Raw genomic sequence first — 17,633 nt, forward strand, 5'->3', positions numbered from 1 at the left:
AGATCGTGTATTTTGTTCCAATCCCACCGAGCGGAAAAACAACATTGAGTTCTTCATTAAAGATCTCAGTGATCAAATATGATTTACCATTGAATTCACGATCGCTAGGTATTGCGAAGTATATTTTAATTGTTTTGACTTTGATCTGTTTCTTTTTATCTATAATGTCAATATTAATAATTAACTAATTCTATATTTTCCATTCATCTTTATAGACAGATACATTAACAATATCATTATCTTTATAATTATCTTTTCTTTTATCCTCTTCTAAATTAACAGCAGAACAAAGGCATATTAAAGCTTCTCTTAAAAGCTTTAACATTCGCATAGACTTTTGTTTTAACTCTTCTTCCGATATATAATAGATCTTATTCTGATCATTGCTATTTGGAAGTACTTTATTCACAATGCTCACATGTCTATGTTCCAAACAATTCCTAGTGTGATCTGCATCAGCAAGTTCCAAATCAACTGGGTCTTCATTATCATCATTTATATTATGCACATCTCTGCTATTCCAATACAAACCATTTAATCCTCTATTATCTGAAGGGCCATGCAATAATGGCGATCTGCTTACAGAATTTAATTTTTCTCTAATTGGTTTCCAAATAGATTTTATTGAAACTCTTTTTTCTGCCATGTTTAACTCAAAATATACATTGATAAAAAATGCAATCTTGTCATAAACTGAATAGGCCAATCGAAAGACATTTTTAAGTTTTTCCATTTTAATTGAATACTTTATATTTGTATCTTCTGAAAATATAAATGTATTGAGATCACCGTAATGTGGATCAACAAGTTCTTCAGTTATTACTTCATACATAAGCAAACGACAATAAATGAATGTTTGTTTCATTTCATTAAATATTTCTCTATAAAATGGATTTAATTCATCTAACTTCACCATACTTTTAAAATGTAAAATATCAAAACAGAGATCCTCAGAAAATTCTTTTGTTCTAGTAGTTATTTCATTAAGTGGGTGTAAAAAAAGACAGTTTTCGCTCACCCATTTGCGATATACATATTCCGCATTAGAATTATTTGTAATATGATCAAATAAAATTATTGCTTGGATGAGTCTCGTTTCTATTTCATCCAACTTCATATCCCTAATTTTTTTATCTATTAGTTTATTATATCCTTCTGTATAGTATTTTATGTTTCCTTCTTTAATAGTTGAAAACTTTGCCATTTCAAACGCTTCCATAAATAATTTAGCTGCGAAATATTTAATTGCTTCAATATTTTTAGATACTACTGTCATTGTCCAAGTATATTGGCATAAGCAAACTGCATAATCTAACTTTGCATTCACGTTGCGAGAATCTAATTCTAATATCTTTTGATAATATTCAATCGCTAAGTTACTTCTTCCGCAATTATCTAAAATATTTGCATATTTTAAATAAATATGACAAATTTGATGATTCATATCTCTATCAATTTTATATGAGCCTAGTGATTCTATTACTTTTATCGATTTTCGGAAATTGTTTATCCTTTTATCATAAAAGTCGTCTTCTTTGTTGTATTCAGACAAAAAAGAATATGTACATTCTAATGCATAATATAGTATAATTTTTTTCTTGTTCTTTAAATTTTCAGCATCTACATTTTCCAATTCACTAATTATTTTTTTTAAACCGCCAACATTTTTATTTCTTTTTTCGCTATCGATTCTTTTTAATAAACGAATGTTAATTTCCATGCAACAATCACCCCATCATTTTTTTAATTAATTCATTATATCACATTGTCTTTTGTTTATTTTTGTTTAAAATAAATCCAAATAAAAAAAGACCACCCTAAGGCGGTCAAAAAATTACTCTATCCAAAATAAGCAAGAATTCCGTCCAGAATCCCCAGCGCTTCCAACTCTGCCCCGCCATTATTGAACAGCACACAGTCAGCCGGCGAGCTGGCAAAACTTGCCTCGATGATATCCGCTCCGGCGTTATTGGCGATCGTTGGCCTATCAGATAAATATACATGATCGTCTGTTGTCCTGGTAAAAATTACCTAAGCCCCGCGTTCTGCCAGCAGCTGGCCTAATCTAAGCGATACTCATTAATGCCTATCTTGCTATCATTTGATCCATCAATAATTGCATCCTTTCCCTGTTTAACCTCAGTAAGAATGGATCCATCTACTTCCGGTGACTCTCTGAATTCCACGACGTTAATTTCTTTCGTGAGTTGTATTTCTTTGCCATCGTCGTCCTTAACCTTCACTGGACCAAATGCACCCATCACAGGAACTTCCCTTCGGCCAAATGAAAGAAAGTCTGTAATGTCTGAAAAAGCAATGTCCCAATACTGAAAGATATCTTCTTCACTGATGAAGGACCGAACATTGCGCTCTTGCTTAAGGTTCATGATTTCATCCTTTACCTTATCATTTCTTAGCATCCTGCAACCATTTGCCATAGCCGATTCGTAGTCACATCCATAGGCTTTTTGGTAGCTCCTTGATGCATTGAATGACTTGCTATAATACAAGCAGAAAAGCCGCTGTTCATCGGTTAAATCAGGGTTTTCTATAACTGATTCAACCTCAGGAGTAGAGGCTTTTGCTTTGACGCGTTTATTTGCATTTTTGTTTACAACGTTGCATCCCATTTATACCGCTTTTTCCAACTTCGGATGGTGCCTTCAGGGATTCCAAGAGTAGCAGCAATATCCACCATTTTTTTGCCTTGATCAAATAATTCTTTTGCTTTTTTAATTTGTTCATTGGGTGCTCTTGGCAACTCTCACCACCTCTCATCCGTTGATTTTGTGCATAGAAAAAGACACCTGCGGGTGCCTTAATACTGCTACATTTGACTTTGCTCTGAATGTAAAATCAATACCATAATTCTGTCAGAGATTACAATCTCTGATAAGTTAATAAAGTTAATTTTTTTAATTATTGTGCTTATTTCTTCTTCATTCTTCTTTTCTCTTTTCTTAAAGAGTAAATCTATAATTTTACCCGTAACAAAAATCATGATCAATAATAAAAGACCAAGACCCAATAGACTTAAAATGAAGTTCAAAGTTCCATTTAAGATGCTTATCCTAGAACTTGCAAACAAACCTAGCAATAAGCCAATCAGAGCCCAAATCATATTGTCTTTTGCACTGCTAATTTCTTTTAATTCATCAAGTCTTCTGTTTAATTCTAAACGTTCATTCCTTAATTTTGATAATTCCAATTGTAAATACCTTTTACAATTAATACTTGAATATGAACACTTTTTTACATCATACAGTTGCGAATATTCAATCTCATTTAGATCCACCATTTATTTACACCTTACACATTTTTCTTTAATTATAAACTTTATGAGTCTAATTGCAACAAAATGTTGTTCAATTCAGCAGCTTCCACATTTTAAATTAAAATCATTCGTTCTGTTTTATTTCCCTATCCTCAACCACATAATCAAACCCTTTGTAACCGCAAACCAGGCATGGTTCCATAATCTTCTGTTTTGGATCAGCCCGTTTGATTGTTTGGCGCTCATCCTCCAGAATCACATCAGCGCACCGGTTGCAAAGCGTGATTATCTCTTTATGGATCTTCCTGATTACACCCTTGGCAGATCAAACACCCAGTAGCTTTATATTGGTCCTTTAGGGTTCGCTTATCGAGGCACTCACCGTCTCGGTAATGTTCATATTCATTTCGGTCACATTTATTATCTATCATTATTATCCCCTTTTTTGGCATTAAAAAAAACACCCGGTAGTGTCATCTTCTTACAAATATCGATTATTTCAATCTTTAATCTTTAATCATTAGTAGGTCATCCATCAACAAACTTAGCCGTTCAAAAGTACTTTTTACACTTTCCAACCGATTACTATGTTTATTATCAATTTCCATACTATTATCCACTTTTCTATAGATATTATAAAAATCACTCAATTCGCGAATTTCGATTTCCAAATCATTCATACACGACCAGATCATATTTTTGTTTCGTCTGGACTTAGCATTACTACCCCTATCATTATTTATTGAATTTAAGTAGGATTTTGGTAATATTTTTTCAGGATTACTTAAGATTACTTGCTGGGTTCTTAATAAATCTAACATTTCTTCAAGAATGATATTTTGTTTAGTTGTACTATACTCTTGATTTTCAATATTTGTTGTTACTTCTGTTGGCGTTATTATTATCTTTTTTAAAGCCTCATCTATTTGTGACCAAGATAAATCAAACGCTTTTTTTAAATGTTCTTCCCCTAATTTTTTTTCACTCAAACAATCATTCATTGATTTGAATAGTTTGAAAATATCTTCTTGATCAACTGTTGTCATTTGAAATTGTAGAATTGGGCTATTAGAAATATCAGATGCTTTCAAATCAAATAAGAATGGACAAACAAATGATTTATCCATTGCTTTTGAAAGTGCTCCAGCTTCAAAATTCAACCAAGGTGCCTTCAAATTGTCTTTTGTAACGCATAATATGCCAAAATCCGCTGATTCAAGTTCTTCCGCAATATCAGTACTCCATCTTGCGCCTTTATCGATATCTTTAGATGAGAAATAGGGTACTATATCTTGAATTACATATGGTATCCATTCCTTTAAAACTTTAGCAACTTCACAGCTCAACTTTCCTGACCAACTTATAAAAACTTTCATAACAACTCACCTCACACAGTTTTCCATCATTATAAACCTACGTGAGTTCATTTGCAATAAAAGGCGTTTCAATTCAGAATAATTTTTCTCATCACTAATTTTTCCTATCCTAATAATAACATGCATAAACCCCGCATTGGAACACATCTTACCAGCAAAACACCCGCATTCCACCCGCATTTTACCCGCATGCACTTTCGTGTGTGGAAATCATGTCCAGTTGATCCAGCGTCACTTCTATTTTCTTTTGAACCGTTCTCTCATCAAGTTCCATTTTGTCTGCGATTTCCCGCCTGGTCATTTTTCTGAAATACCGGTCTTCAATGATGCTTTTAAGTTCCGGTGACATCATCGGCATGAGTCGATCCACCACCACAATATCTGCCTCCGCCAGCTTTCTTTTTTTCTCAAGTTGCACGATTTCTTTATCTTCAAGATGAAGTATGGCTGTTCTCTCCGTGCTGCTCCCACCGCCACCATGAACAACAGGGGTTAGCGACAATTGCTGTGTGTATGACGGGTCAATCTGTTCTCTTATTAATTTAATCTCACGATCTATGAAGATAATCGCAATTTTATTATCCATATACTTTTCGAAAAGTTTCTAACTTGCACGTATTCTCGCGCTTATGGTATAATGACTTAACCAGTATTCGAGAGAGAATACGTTAGAATGTTTCCTATGCCAGTAGGAGCATTCTTTTTTTTAATTTACTCGCTATCCTGCACCTTCTTCTTCTGGAACAAATAGCATCGATTTTCTCTGTGTGCCGTAGCTGAAGCAGAGTAATTATTCTTGAAAAATTTATGGTCATAATACAAACATTTTACACGCTTACAATCCTTACCGGCTGGCGTTGACATAAAAACCGTCCAGGAAAACCTCGGTCACTACTCTGCCGCCTTTACTTTGAACCAGTATGCTTTTGTTACTGACGGCATGTTGCAGAGTGCAACAGATAAAATTGATAACATTTATATGTCAATTTTTATGTCAAAAGAATGAAATTTGTTTTTAAGCATTAAAAAAACGGCTTTTTATAGCCGTTTTAAAAATTCTTTATTGGTGCGAGGAAAGGGACTTGAACCCTCACTGCAATATTTTGCAACAGGCCCCTCAAGCCTGCGTGTCTGCCATTCCACCATCCTCGCATAAAAGGCAGGATTTTTTACCCTGTCTTTTTATTATAAAGGAATGAATGAAAAAGATCAACAGAAATTTTATTTTTTTATTCAGATTGTCGATAAATCATCATCCCGATCAATTGTTAATCAATCATATGCGCCATCCCGGGCTTACACCTATTGAAATATACCCTGATTGCCATACGCAAGTCGTCGCGACTGCCGTTGTTTTCAATGATGATATCGGCCCGCTTTATCTTTTCATCATCTGTCATTTGCATGGCGATCTTTTTTATCGCCAACTCCCGGGAAACTCCGTCCCTTTCCATGATACGATTAATTCGAATCTCTTCATCCGCCACCACCAGCATGGTTTCATCAACATCGGACTCAAGGTTTGCTTCAAAGAGGAGAGGACAATCATAAAAAACAAGGCTTACTCCGTTATTCTCATAGAAATTGATTAGCTCATCATATAATCTTTTGACTTCCGGATGGACAATCGCATTAAGCTTTTTTCTCGACTCCTCATCCTCAGCAATAATTTCTCCTAAAAGACTTCGATTCAGTTCGCCCTTTTCATTTAAACAGTTTTCGCCGAAGACATCGGCAATCTTTTGAAGCCCCTGGCTTCGGGGCTCAACTGCCTGTCTGGCTAACTGATCCGCATCGATAACCGGATAGCTGCAGCATTCCTTTAATACCCTTATCACGGTCGATTTTCCGGATGCAATTCCGCCGGTAACACCAATTATTTTCATATCAACGCCCTATTTTAACTCATACCAGGATGCTCCGCTGTTAACATCCACGGTGATGGGAACGCTCAGTTGAGCCGCCCCTTCCATTTCTTCTTTAATAAGACGTTCCACCTGTTCCTGCTCATTTTTCGGCGTATCGATGATCAATTCATCATGGACTTGAAGAATTAGCTCGGCTTGCAAATTTTCATCATTTAAGCGATTATATACCCTAATCATGGCCAGCTTGATGATATCCGCTGCGCTCCCCTGAATCGGAGTGTTTAGGGCCATCCGTTCGCCAGCCTGGACAAGGATGCCGTTTCTGGAATTCATTTCCGGTATATATCGCCTTCTTCCCCAAATGGATGTCACATAGCCATCCTCTTTTGCCTGGCGTTTGACATTTTCCATATAATCCTGCACTTTTGGATAACGGGCAAAATATCGATCGATATAATTTTGCGCTTCATTTCTTGAAATGCCCAACTCTTTTCCGAGACTGAAGGCCTGCTTTCCGTAAATCAAACCAAAGTTAATCGCCTTTGCCTGTCCACGCTGAGTACGAGAGACCTCTTCAAGGGTAACCCCAAATATTTCAGAGGCGGTACGGGTGTGGATATCCTGTTCTTTATTAAACGCATCAATGAGATTTTCATCGCCTGACAGATGAGCCAGTACTCTAAGCTCAATTTGCGAATAATCGGCATCCACTAAAATATGATCGGCATCCGACGGAACAAAAACCCGTCTGATTTCCCTGCCCATTTCGGTCTTTATCGGAATGTTCTGAAGGTTGGGAGCGGAGCTGCTTAACCGTCCGGTTGCTGCCACCGTTTGATTAAAAGTTGAATAGATTTTATTGGTTTTAGGCTCAATAAAAGTCATTAAGCCGCGACCATAGGTTGAATCCAGTTTGGACAGGGTTCGATAAGCGATGATTTTTTCAATAATAGGATGAAAATGGATGAGCTGCTCCAATACATCAATATTGGTGGAGTAACCCGTTTTTGTTTTCTTCACCACCGGCAGTTTTAGTTTTTCAAACAGAACTTCCCCTAATTGTTTGGGCGAATTAATATTAAATTCGTCGGTTTCAGCCAGCTCATAAATTTCTCGGGTCAAACCTTCCAGTTTGTCTTCAAAATCTTTGGAAAGTACTTTCAACTGGGACACATCAATTTTAAAACCAAGCTCTTCCATGGATGCCATGACTTCCAGCAGCGGCATTTCGATGGTCTTGAATAGGGTCATCATTTCCGTTTCATTGAGTTCTTTTTCCAGAACCGTTTTAAGTGCTTTCACGGTCTCACAATTTTTCACAAAATAGTCTGCCAAAAGCTGTTCATCAACATCCCCTGCTTTGAGCAGTTTTTTTCCTTTTCCAAACAGCTCTTCATCATCCAGAATATTGCGATCCAAATATTTATAGGCCGCTGTTTTTAAATCGTATCGCTGATCTCCCGGGCTCAGCAAATAAGTGGCAATGTAGGTATCAAACGCTTCATTGACCTCTAAAATCCCCGCTTGATGGAAAATATGGATCAAATTTTTAAGATCCTGACTGATAATTCCCAGAGTATTGATATTTTTCAAGTTCCGAAGTTGTTCAAAAAAATTAAACTCTTCCACAATTTGAGGATTTAAAAAAAAGTACTGTTTTTCAATTCCCAACGCCAAATAAACCTGACGCTCTTCCTGACGATAATAAATTGTCACTTCCAAAGCTTTTGATAACACTGCAAAGAGATCTTCCATTTCCTGACCTGTTTTTATCCACTTAAAATCGATCGCCTTTTCAATGAGTTGAACTTCTTCGGTGGCGTCTATTTTGGAAAGAATGTTTTTAAACTCCAGCTCTTTGAGCATCTCAATACTGTCTGGATTAAAAATATTGTGAAAAGAAAGCTCTTCAAAATCACCTTCCCAGGGAACATCCAGTTTAATCGTTCCCAACATTCGGCTCTTAAAAGCATCTTCTTTGCCGGCGATTAATTTTTCTTTTTGTTTGCCTTTCTCTTCATCTATATGCTCATAAAGATTTTCCAGCGATTCATATTTTTGCACCAGCTTAATGCCTGTTTTTTCTCCGATCCCCGCAATTCCAGGGATATTATCGGATTTATCCCCCATCAGCGCTTTTAGCTCAATGAGGTCTCTTGGAATGAGTCCGTATTGTTCCTGTATCCAGGCTTCGTCGACTTCTTCCAATTGCGAAATTCCCTTGATTGTATATAAAACTTTAACGGTTGGACTAACCAATTGGAAGGCATCCCGATCCCCGGTAATGATTTCAGTTTCAAAACCTTTTTGGGAGCCCAGCACAGCCAGGGTTCCGATAATATCATCCGCCTCAAAGCCCTCCATTTCCAGAATGGAAATATCCATTTTTTCTAAAAGTTCCTTCAGAATCGTAAACTGCTCTTCTAACAGTTCGGGCATTTTATGACGCCCGCCCTTGTAATCATCATACGCTAAATGCCTGAAGGTCGGTGCCTTTAAATCAAAGGCAATTCCCAGATAATCCGGTTGGTATTCCTCCTGTATTTTAACTAATATGTTAACAAAGCCATAAATGGCATTTGTTGGGACGCCCTTTGAATTTGACATTTCACGAATGGCATAGAATGTTCGATAAATCAGACTGTTTCCGTCAATGAGTATGCTTTTCATATAAATTCCTTTCCATTTTTCTATTCCGTTATTAATATTATACCAAAAGACCGGTTCATTGAACACCTTCATAAAATTTATATGTAAAAAGACCCACGAACGATTATGATTCAATCATTCATAGGTCTTTTGTAATATGCATATTAAAATTCGATTATTTTTTTAAGTATTCGTCAATTGCCCGGGCAGCCTTCTTTCCAGCGCCCATAGCCAGGATGACGGTGGCTGCACCGGTGACCGCATCGCCGCCGGCAAATACCCCATCCAAAGATGTTCTTCCGGTTTCTTCTGCTGCAATCAAACAACCTTTTTTGTTGGATTCAAGCCCTGGGGTTGTCGAAGAAATTAATGGATTGGGTGACGTTCCCAATGACATGATCACCGTATCAACATCAATTACGAACTCACTGCCCGGAATTTCAACCGGCCGCCTTCTTCCCGAAGCATCCGGTTCGCCAAGCTCCATTCGAATACATTTAATTCCCTTAACCCAGCCTTTTTCATCGGCAAGAATTTCAACCGGATTACATAACAGATCAAAAATAATTCCTTCTTCAATAGCATGATGAACTTCTTCCGCTCGGGCCGGCAGCTCCGCCTGGGATCGTCGGTAAACAATGTGAACTTCTGCACCGAGTCTCAATGCTGTTCGGGCGGCATCCATGGCAACATTTCCGCCACCGACAACGGCAACTTTTTTCCCAGCTCTGATGGGGGTATCATAACCTTCCTTAAAGGCCTTCATCAAATTATTTCGGGTCAGGAATTCATTGGCCGAGAAAACACCATTGCTGTTTTCTCCCGGGATGTTCATAAACATTGGGAGTCCGGCGCCTGATCCGATAAATACGGCTTCAAAACCCTCCTGATGCATCAGTTCTTCGAGGGTAACCGTTCGTCCGATTATGACATTCGTTTCTATCTTAACCCCCAGTGCTTTAACATTATCCACTTCATGCTGGACAACTTTATCCTTGGGCAGTCTGAATTCCGGTATTCCGTAGACAAGCACGCCTCCCGCTTTATGAAGGGCTTCAAAAATGGTGACATCATACCCAAGTTTGGCCAGGTCACCGGCACAGGATAATCCCGAAGGTCCGGCTCCGATGACCGCCACTTTTCGGCCATTCTTTGGCAGCGTCTGACTTAAGTCGATATTATTTTCTCTTGACCAGTCAGCGACAAATCGTTCCAGCTTCCCAATCGCCACCGCATCGCCTTTTTTGCCGAGGACGCAGAGTTCCTCACACTGACTTTCCTGAGGACAAACCCTTCCGCAAACGGCTGGAAGTGAGCTTGATTTCGCAATGACTCTGGCCGCTTCTTCAAATTCACGGTTCTTAACATGCTCAATAAATTCTGGAATGTTGATTGATACTGGACATTGGGTCACACACAACGGTTTTTTGCAGTGTAGGCAGCGCTCTGCTTCGGCAACAGCTTCAGACTCTGAATATCCGAGACAGACCTCGTCAAAATTTGATCGTCTTATTTCCGGAGCCTGTTCTTTAACGGGGACTCTTTTCTTTGTTTCCATTGTTTATTCCCCCAACCCTAAATTACATACATGTCCTTCTGCTTTTTTCTGTCTCTCAATCTCGGCTCTTCCTTCTTCGGTCTGATACTGTGTTGACCGTCTCATTGCTTCATTGAAATCAACCAGATGTCCATCAAATTCAGGTCCATCAACGCATGCGAATTTGGTCACGCCGCCAACGGTCAGTCGACAACCGCCGCACATGCCGGTTCCATCAACCATAACAGGATTCATACTGACAATGGTTTTGATTCCATAATTTTTTGTAAGCTGGGCGATAAACTTCATCATAATCATCGGTCCGATGGCGACAACAAGATCGTATTTTTTACCTTCTTTTTCAATCAAGTCTTTTAATAAATCTGTTACAAAGCCCTTATATCCATAGGAACCATCATCGGTGGCGATGTAAAGATTTCCTGTAACAAGTTTCATTTCTGTTTCCAGCAGCAGATAGTCTTTTGATTTACAGCCAACGATGGCATCCGCATCAATTCCATGTTCATGAAGCCATTTAACCTGTGGATAGACTGGTGCCGCGCCAACGCCACCGGCTACAAACATAATGTTTTTCTTTTTCAATGCTTCAAGATCTTCTTCAACGAGTTCTGAAGGCTGACCAAGGGGCCCGACAAAGTCACTAAAGTTGTCGCCCTCTTCCATTAAAGCCATTTTTTTTGTTGAACATCCCACCGTTTGAAATACGATGGTTACCGTCCCGGCTGTTTTGTCATAATCGCAGATGGTCAGCGGAATTCTTTCACCCTTTTCATCCATTTTAACAATCACAAATTGTCCCGGATTTGCAGCTTTCGCAACTCGGGGTGCTGCCACATCCATCAGATAAATATTAGGTGCCAATAACCTTTTTGCTATAATTTTATACATCATTGAACCTCCTTGTTTTACTAGAATGTTCTATTCGAACTGATTATATAATAAAAGTAATTCTCTTACTACAAGTATTAACCGCTAAAAAGATTTTCAGCGGTTAATAACTTGTTCGATTTAATTTTATATTCCTAAAAGGATAATACTTTAGCCCCACGTTGTAAGCCCGTATCTCCTGAGCGAATAAATTCCAGGATACCATAGGGTTCAACCATATTGAAAAATGCATCAATTTTATCTCGGGTTCCGGTAATTTCGACAATCAGACTTTCTCTGGCCACATCGACGATATTTGCCCGGAACATATTTGAGATTTCAACGATTTGGTTTCTATTGGTATCATCAGCTTTTACTTTTATAAATACAAGTTCGCGGGTGATTGATTCTTCCGGTTTTAATTCAATTACGGTAATCACATCAATGAGCTTGTTTAGTTGTTTTTTTATCTGCGTTAATATCTGTTCATCCCCGGTAACCGTAATGGTAATACGGGAAAATCTTGCATTCTCGGTTGTTCCAACGGTAAGACTGTCAATATTATAGCCACGTCTTGCAAAAAGTCCTGAAATACGACTAAGAACTCCAAAATTATTTTCTACCAGTAACGACAAACAAGTTTTTTTCTCCATATCATTCTCCTTATATTCTAATGAAATCAGGATGCACCTGACATTGAATCAAGACCGGGCCCTGGTGCTTAATCGCTTCCGGCAAAACCTTGTTAAAGTCTTCGTTCTTATCTACCTTGTAGCTTTTTATACTGTAAGCCTCTGCCAATTTCATAAAATCAATATCAAAATTTATATCCGTTCCGCTATAGTGCCCTTTTCCGTAAACGTCACATTGCAGCTGTCGAACCATTCCCAACTTTTTGTTGGTAATTAAAATAATCTTCACATTCAACTGATGTTCAGCGATTACACCTAACTCGCCCATACTCATTTGGAAACTGCCATCTCCGCAAACGGCGAAGACCTCTTTGGGATGATCAAGCGTTGCAAAGCATACCCCGCAGGCAGCCGGAATACTGTATCCCATGGTACCCAGTCCGCCAGAAGTGAAAAACTTCCGCTCTTTGATGATATGATAATAAAGTGCCGACCAAATTTGATTTAGTCCAACATCGGCAACCAGTGTCGAATCATCCGATGTCATTTCCGACATCGATCTGAACATAACTTTAGGATTAATCAAATCACTGCAAGGCGGATCTGCATCATAAACCAAAGGATGTTGTTCTTTAATTTCTTTAATTTTAGCAAGCCAGGTGGCATGATCTTTAGATGTATCTTTCGCAATGAAATCAATTAACACAGTTTTTGCATCTCCAACGATGGGAATCGTTGTTTCCATGTTTTTACCAATTTCGGCAGGATCTATATCAATATGAACAAAATCAGTGTTTTCTTCAAAACTTGTTAGTCTCGATGTTGCCCGATCAGACATTCGCGCACCGATATTAATAATTAAATCAGCTTCATTCATGACAACATTTGAATATTCATAGCCGTGACTACCGACAATGCCACAGTATAATGGGTGATCTTCCGGAAAAGCTCCAATCCCCATAAGAGACGTAATTACCGGTATATTGTCTTTTTCTGCGAAAGCTAAAAGTTCCTTTTCCGCGTGTCCTAACAGAACGCCGCCGCCAGCATAAATCACTGGTCTTTCAGCCTCCTTTATTTTTTTAGTGGCTCTTTTAATTTGACCGCTATGACCATGCAAATTCGGTTTATAACCGAGGATATCAACTTTGTCATAAGTCAATCCTGTTTTGATACTTTCCAATTGCACATCTCTCGGAATATCAATAAGCACCGGTCCCGGACGACCAGTCGAAGCAATATAGAACGCTTCTCTAATAATTCTCGGGATATCCGCTGCATCTTTTACCAAATAGCTGTGCTTTGTAAATGGCGCGGTTGCTCCGGTAATGTCCGCTTCCTGAAACGCATCGGTGCCAATAAGGTCGCGATTAACTTGGCCGGTGATGGCTACAATCGGAATGGAATCAAGGTAAGCGGTTGCGATGCCTGTGACCAAATTTGTAGCCCCAGGACCTGAAGTTGCTAAACATACCCCTACTCGACCTGATTCCCGGGCATAGCCACTCGCATAATGGGGTCCAGCCTGTTCATTTCTCACTAAAATATGTTTAATCGGAGAGGTTCTCAATGCTTCATAAAGGGGCAGCAGTGCACCTCCTGGATAACCAAACACAAACTCAACATTTTCTCGTTCGAGACATTTTAAAATTAATTTTGATGCTAACAATGAAATCACTCCTTTTTTAAGTATTAACAATTATCTTATAAAATTGGATATGATTTGTCAATCTATATTTTTGCTAAAACAATCATCTATCAAAATGTTTTATTTTTTATAGATCACTAATTTCCCCAGTATCGGAGTTTTTACTGAAATAGCACCTACTGGGCACATTTCCTGACAGCAATAACAGCGGATACAACGATTATAAAAATATAGAGGATATTTTCTGCGTTTTCGCTGTACCATTTTGATTGCCTTTTTTTCCACGGGACAGCTTTGTTCACAAACCCCGCAACCAACACATTTGTTCTTGTCCACAACTGGTTTTTGGATAAGCAAACTCTTTGTTATTCTGCTAAAAGAAGCCAATTTAGAAGTGATCGTTTCGTCAATAGGCATCCGAACAACATCGAACTCAGGATTGAAAAATTCCTCAATCGGATAACCTAAAAGTTCGATCTTTTCCTCAGCGGCATTGCCCAATCCCATTTCTTCCCCATACACAATTGTCGGCACAAATTTCGGATCTAAATTTATCATTCTGGCGAAGGTGGCATCAAGAGCGACTGGATCATCAGATACTAATAGCACCTTCATTTGCACCGGTTCTCCTGATGCCGGTCCATTTCCCTCCATTGCAATGATACCGTCCATAATGAAGAGTCTTAGTTTGGGATTAAGGTATCGATTTAAATCCACTAGCATTTTCGAAAAACTATTGGCATCGGGATAGCGTGCGTGGGACATTCCTTTGTTTAAACCATAAACGCAGCCAAACTGATTTTTGACCGCTCCCGTTATCCGGGTGAGGCCATGTGTTTTCATTTTTGAGAGACTGATGATTCCATCGCTTTCCAGTACACCCTGAGCAATTTCAAAACGTTTTGTCACATTTCCCAAATAAAAATCAACACTTTCCCCATGGTTGAACTCTTTTGGCGCAATTTTGTATTTTTCCGCAACTGCTGTCAGTCCACTATCTCGGGCTACCCCTGTGGGAGAACCAAAGCCTGGCGAATCTCCATACCCCAGTTTATTTATACCCGCTTCCTGCAAAATTCTTATCACTGCTTCAAATACAGAAGGATGGGTTGTAACAGCTAATGCCAGATTTTTTCCTCTTAGTAAATTAGGCTTGATTAATATTTTCTCATCTTTGTTTACAAATTTTTCTATCCCACCCAATAAATCAATGGCTGTTTTTAGTTTTTCATAAACCAGTTCGCTATCATAGTCTCCGCAACCCATTATAACGACTTGAGATTTCTTATCTTCCATTTTTTTCTATACCTCGTTCTGTGATGCGAATTTTTTTCTCTTTCAGTAACTTACCAACAGCTCGTTTAAACGAGCTCTTGCTCATATTCAATTCCTTTTTTATGATATTCGCATCCGTTTTATCATTGAAAGGCAAAAATCCTTGACTTTCATTCAATTTTGTTAAAATCGTAATGGCATCATTTGGTATTTCTTTATACGCTTTTTTATTTGGACTTAAAATAAGTTTTCCGTCATTTCGAATTTCCGATATTCTGGCATGAACTTTTTCACCGCAATGAATATCGGAATCTGCATCTTTCATGAGTATCAATCCATGATACAGATTTTCAATAGCCACAAATGCTCCAATTTCCGGATTAATTTGATAAACATAACCTTCTACCCATTCTCCGACTTTATGAGTGGAACCAACCTTTAATAACGGATATATCTTCATCGTGGCACATAGGCGATCACTTTTATCAGTGTAAAGATTCACAAGATAATCTCGCCCCTTTTGAACCTTAAGGGTTTGTTCATTATAAGGTAATAAAAGGTCCTTCTCCAGGCCCCAATCTAAAAACGCTCCAACTTTTGTGATATCCACCACTTTCAGTGCAGCAAATTCGCCTAATTGAATTTTAGGGCGACGCGTTGTTGAAATGAAGCGATCCTGGGAATCCCGATATACAAAAACCTCCATCTCGTCATTTACCCGAGCCGTCTTGGGGACTTCTTTTTCCGGTAGCAATATCGCATTCATTTCATCATTTCCATCAGATAAATAGGCTCCAATGGCTGTAATCCGTTCTATTTTCAGTGTTTGTACTTTACCAACTTCTATCATTTTACTTAACCTCTTTTATTTTAGTAAACCAGTAGAACCCTCTAACATGAGCCTCACCTGGGTTTCACATACAATCGCCAAGTAAGAGTAAAAAGAGGGCGCGTTCATCACACACCCCCATCTTCACACATTATTTCATGTTTTTTAATTCTCTGCGATTTTGTTCAATTTTTTCATTCATTTCCTTGAGTTGCAGCTGAAAACTATACAATAGTTTATCGGTATAATTTTGCGTCCCAGATTTTAATGCTTTCGCACTGGCATTGGCATTTCTCAATATTTCATTTGCCTGCGTTGTTGCCGTTTTTGTTATCTCATTTGTATCAATTAATTCCTTAAGACGCTTATCCGCTTCTGCTTTTATATGATCGGCTTCGCTTTGAGCGGTAAAAAGAATCTTTTTTCTTTCGGCAACTATTTTTTTTGCTTCTGCTAATTCTTCCGGCATTGAATCACGAATTTCATCAATAATTTCTATTAGTTCTTCAGGATCTATCAAAGCTTTGCTTGAAAAGGGCAGTGTATTCCCCTTTTCCACAACTTCTTCTAATTCTGCTAATAAGTCAATTACCCTCATTTTATACATCCCTCCTCATATTTCTTTTGCAACGCAATTTCAACTTTTGGGGGGAGAAAATCAGATACGTCCCCCTGAAATTTAACAAGCTCTTTTACTAATGTCGAGCTTAAATAAGAATGCTTATTGCTTGATATCATAAATAATGTTTCAATATCATTATCAAGATGCTTATTTGTTAATGCCATTTGAAATTCGTATTCAAAATCTAAAAAGGCGCGAAGCCCCTTGACAATAATATTGGTGTTTCTTGATCTAACATAATCGATGAGGAGGCCGTCATAAGAATCGACTTCAACATTGCCCACTCCTCCGATACAATCATTAATTAACTGTACCCGTTCCTCACAGGTGAAAAGATAATCTTTACTGCTGTTAACCATAACACAAACAATCACCTTATCAAATATTTTGGTTGCTCTTTCAATCATGTCAAGATGACCTTTTGTTATGGGATCAAAGCTCCCTGGATAAACTGCAATTTTCTCACTCATAATTCTCCCCAGCATAATAACTAACTGTTGTGATGCCATATTTTTTTGATTTGTAACACATTAAATTCTTTTTTTCTATTGGCATTATAACAGATTTTTTCGATTCTATCACTAACTTTCCATTTCCCGAAAGAATTTCTTTTTCAGAAATCGTTTCTATAAAGCTTATTGTTTCTTCGCCTTGAGCATATGGAGGATCCATAAAAATAATATCACAGTTCACTTTATTTTTATATAACCATTCCAAACCTTTTTCCGCAGATAAATTAAATACTTTTGCCCTGGTTTCATAACCGGTTAAGGCCAGGTTTTTTTTTATAATCTGAATACTATCCCCCGACAGATCAAAAAAATAAGCGGTTTCCACTCCACGGCTTAAGGCTTCAATTCCCATTGCTCCTGTTCCTGCAAAAAGATCCACAAAAACTTTTGCTTCTCGCACCTCACTCTGAAGACTGTTGAAAATTGCGCCTTTTACTTTATCTGTTGTTGGTCGTATTTTTTCTCCTGGAAAACTCATTAATTTTTTTCCACGCTTTTCTCCTGCTATTACCCGCATTTTCCC

At 38.1% G+C, this 17,633-nt stretch carries 18 protein-coding genes and 1 tRNA gene; all 19 read right to left on the reverse strand.

The genetic code is table 11. From position 1 onward, the window contains the following. Positions 1 to 190 precede the first annotated feature (190 nt). The 19 genes from FZC41_RS06540 to rsmD all read right to left on the reverse strand — a co-directional run bounded on the left by FZC41_RS06540 (position 191) and on the right by rsmD (position 17,627). Complete coding sequence (locus FZC41_RS06540) at positions 191 to 1,720, reverse strand: LA2681 family HEPN domain-containing protein (protein WP_148566602.1); 1,530 nt, start codon at positions 1,718 to 1,720, stop codon at positions 191 to 193. A gap of 340 nt (positions 1,721 to 2,060) precedes the next feature. Continuing rightward, positions 2,061 to 2,630, reverse strand: coding sequence for a terminase small subunit (locus FZC41_RS06545; RefSeq protein WP_148566603.1), 570 nt, complete (start codon positions 2,628 to 2,630; stop codon positions 2,061 to 2,063). Continuing rightward, entirely contained in the window at positions 2,612 to 2,761 is a 150-nt protein-coding gene (locus tag FZC41_RS06550) for a terminase gpP N-terminus-related DNA-binding protein (protein WP_148566604.1), read from the reverse strand. The genes FZC41_RS06545 and FZC41_RS06550 overlap by 19 nt, the downstream gene beginning before the upstream one ends. A 66-nt stretch (positions 2,762 to 2,827) precedes the next feature. Then, positions 2,828 to 3,208: a hypothetical protein gene (locus tag FZC41_RS06555; protein ID WP_148566605.1), complete on the reverse strand. Its 381-nt coding sequence runs from the start codon at positions 3,206 to 3,208 to the stop codon at positions 2,828 to 2,830. A gap of 359 nt (positions 3,209 to 3,567) precedes the next feature. Then, positions 3,568 to 3,705 (reverse strand): hypothetical protein, encoded by a 138-nt coding sequence (locus FZC41_RS17255; protein ID WP_170253885.1) that lies wholly within the window; start codon positions 3,703 to 3,705, stop codon positions 3,568 to 3,570. A 75-nt stretch (positions 3,706 to 3,780) separates the two neighbouring features. Beyond that, positions 3,781 to 4,650 (reverse strand): TIR domain-containing protein, encoded by an 870-nt coding sequence (locus FZC41_RS06560; protein ID WP_148566606.1) that lies wholly within the window; start codon positions 4,648 to 4,650, stop codon positions 3,781 to 3,783. Positions 4,651 to 4,831: 181 nt separating this feature from the next. Continuing rightward, on the reverse strand, positions 4,832 to 5,236 hold the full coding sequence (locus FZC41_RS06565; RefSeq protein WP_148566607.1) for a sigma-70 family RNA polymerase sigma factor: 405 nt from the start codon (positions 5,234 to 5,236) through the stop codon (positions 4,832 to 4,834). A gap of 478 nt (positions 5,237 to 5,714) precedes the next feature. Continuing rightward, positions 5,715 to 5,802: transfer RNA gene (locus FZC41_RS06570), tRNA-Leu, on the reverse strand. Positions 5,803 to 5,918: 116 nt separating this feature from the next. Next, positions 5,919 to 6,536, reverse strand: coding sequence for a dephospho-CoA kinase (gene coaE, locus FZC41_RS06575; RefSeq protein ID WP_148566608.1), 618 nt, complete (start codon positions 6,534 to 6,536; stop codon positions 5,919 to 5,921). A gap of 9 nt (positions 6,537 to 6,545) precedes the next feature. Continuing rightward, positions 6,546 to 9,188, reverse strand: a complete 2,643-nt coding sequence (gene polA / locus FZC41_RS06580; RefSeq protein ID WP_148566609.1) for a DNA polymerase I — start codon at positions 9,186 to 9,188, stop codon at positions 6,546 to 6,548. A gap of 154 nt (positions 9,189 to 9,342) precedes the next feature. Continuing rightward, a complete protein-coding gene (gltA, locus tag FZC41_RS06585; protein ID WP_148566610.1) occupies positions 9,343 to 10,725 on the reverse strand; it encodes an NADPH-dependent glutamate synthase in 1,383 nt (460 codons plus the stop codon). Between the two features lie 3 nt (positions 10,726 to 10,728). After that, the gene (locus FZC41_RS06590) at positions 10,729 to 11,613 is read right to left on the reverse strand and encodes a sulfide/dihydroorotate dehydrogenase-like FAD/NAD-binding protein (RefSeq protein WP_148566767.1); all 885 of its coding nucleotides are present in this window, start codon (positions 11,611 to 11,613) and stop codon (positions 10,729 to 10,731) included. A gap of 134 nt (positions 11,614 to 11,747) precedes the next feature. After that, on the reverse strand, positions 11,748 to 12,245 hold the full coding sequence (gene ilvN / locus FZC41_RS06595) for an acetolactate synthase small subunit (protein ID WP_148566611.1): 498 nt from the start codon (positions 12,243 to 12,245) through the stop codon (positions 11,748 to 11,750). A 10-nt stretch (positions 12,246 to 12,255) separates the two neighbouring features. Next, positions 12,256 to 13,893, reverse strand: coding sequence for a biosynthetic-type acetolactate synthase large subunit (ilvB, locus tag FZC41_RS06600; protein WP_148566612.1), 1,638 nt, complete (start codon positions 13,891 to 13,893; stop codon positions 12,256 to 12,258). A 99-nt stretch (positions 13,894 to 13,992) separates the two neighbouring features. Next, the gene (locus tag FZC41_RS06605) at positions 13,993 to 15,168 is read right to left on the reverse strand and encodes a DUF362 domain-containing protein (protein ID WP_148566613.1); all 1,176 of its coding nucleotides are present in this window, start codon (positions 15,166 to 15,168) and stop codon (positions 13,993 to 13,995) included. Further along, positions 15,158 to 15,997, reverse strand: coding sequence for a CvfB family protein (locus FZC41_RS06610; protein WP_148566614.1), 840 nt, complete (start codon positions 15,995 to 15,997; stop codon positions 15,158 to 15,160). The genes FZC41_RS06605 and FZC41_RS06610 overlap by 11 nt, the downstream gene beginning before the upstream one ends. Positions 15,998 to 16,127: 130 nt before the next feature. Next, positions 16,128 to 16,574 (reverse strand): hypothetical protein, encoded by a 447-nt coding sequence (locus tag FZC41_RS06615; protein ID WP_148566615.1) that lies wholly within the window; start codon positions 16,572 to 16,574, stop codon positions 16,128 to 16,130. Next, positions 16,571 to 17,068 (reverse strand): pantetheine-phosphate adenylyltransferase, encoded by a 498-nt coding sequence (gene coaD, locus FZC41_RS06620; protein ID WP_148566616.1) that lies wholly within the window; start codon positions 17,066 to 17,068, stop codon positions 16,571 to 16,573. The genes FZC41_RS06615 and coaD overlap by 4 nt, the downstream gene beginning before the upstream one ends. Beyond that, on the reverse strand, positions 17,061 to 17,627 hold the full coding sequence (gene rsmD / locus FZC41_RS06625; RefSeq protein WP_148566617.1) for a 16S rRNA (guanine(966)-N(2))-methyltransferase RsmD: 567 nt from the start codon (positions 17,625 to 17,627) through the stop codon (positions 17,061 to 17,063). Before rsmD ends, coaD begins: the two co-directional genes overlap by 8 nt. Positions 17,628 to 17,633 lie beyond the last annotated feature (6 nt).

The sequence above is a fragment of the Acetobacterium paludosum genome, assembly GCF_008086595.1.
GTDB classification, from domain to species: domain Bacteria; phylum Bacillota; class Clostridia; order Eubacteriales; family Eubacteriaceae; genus Acetobacterium; species Acetobacterium paludosum.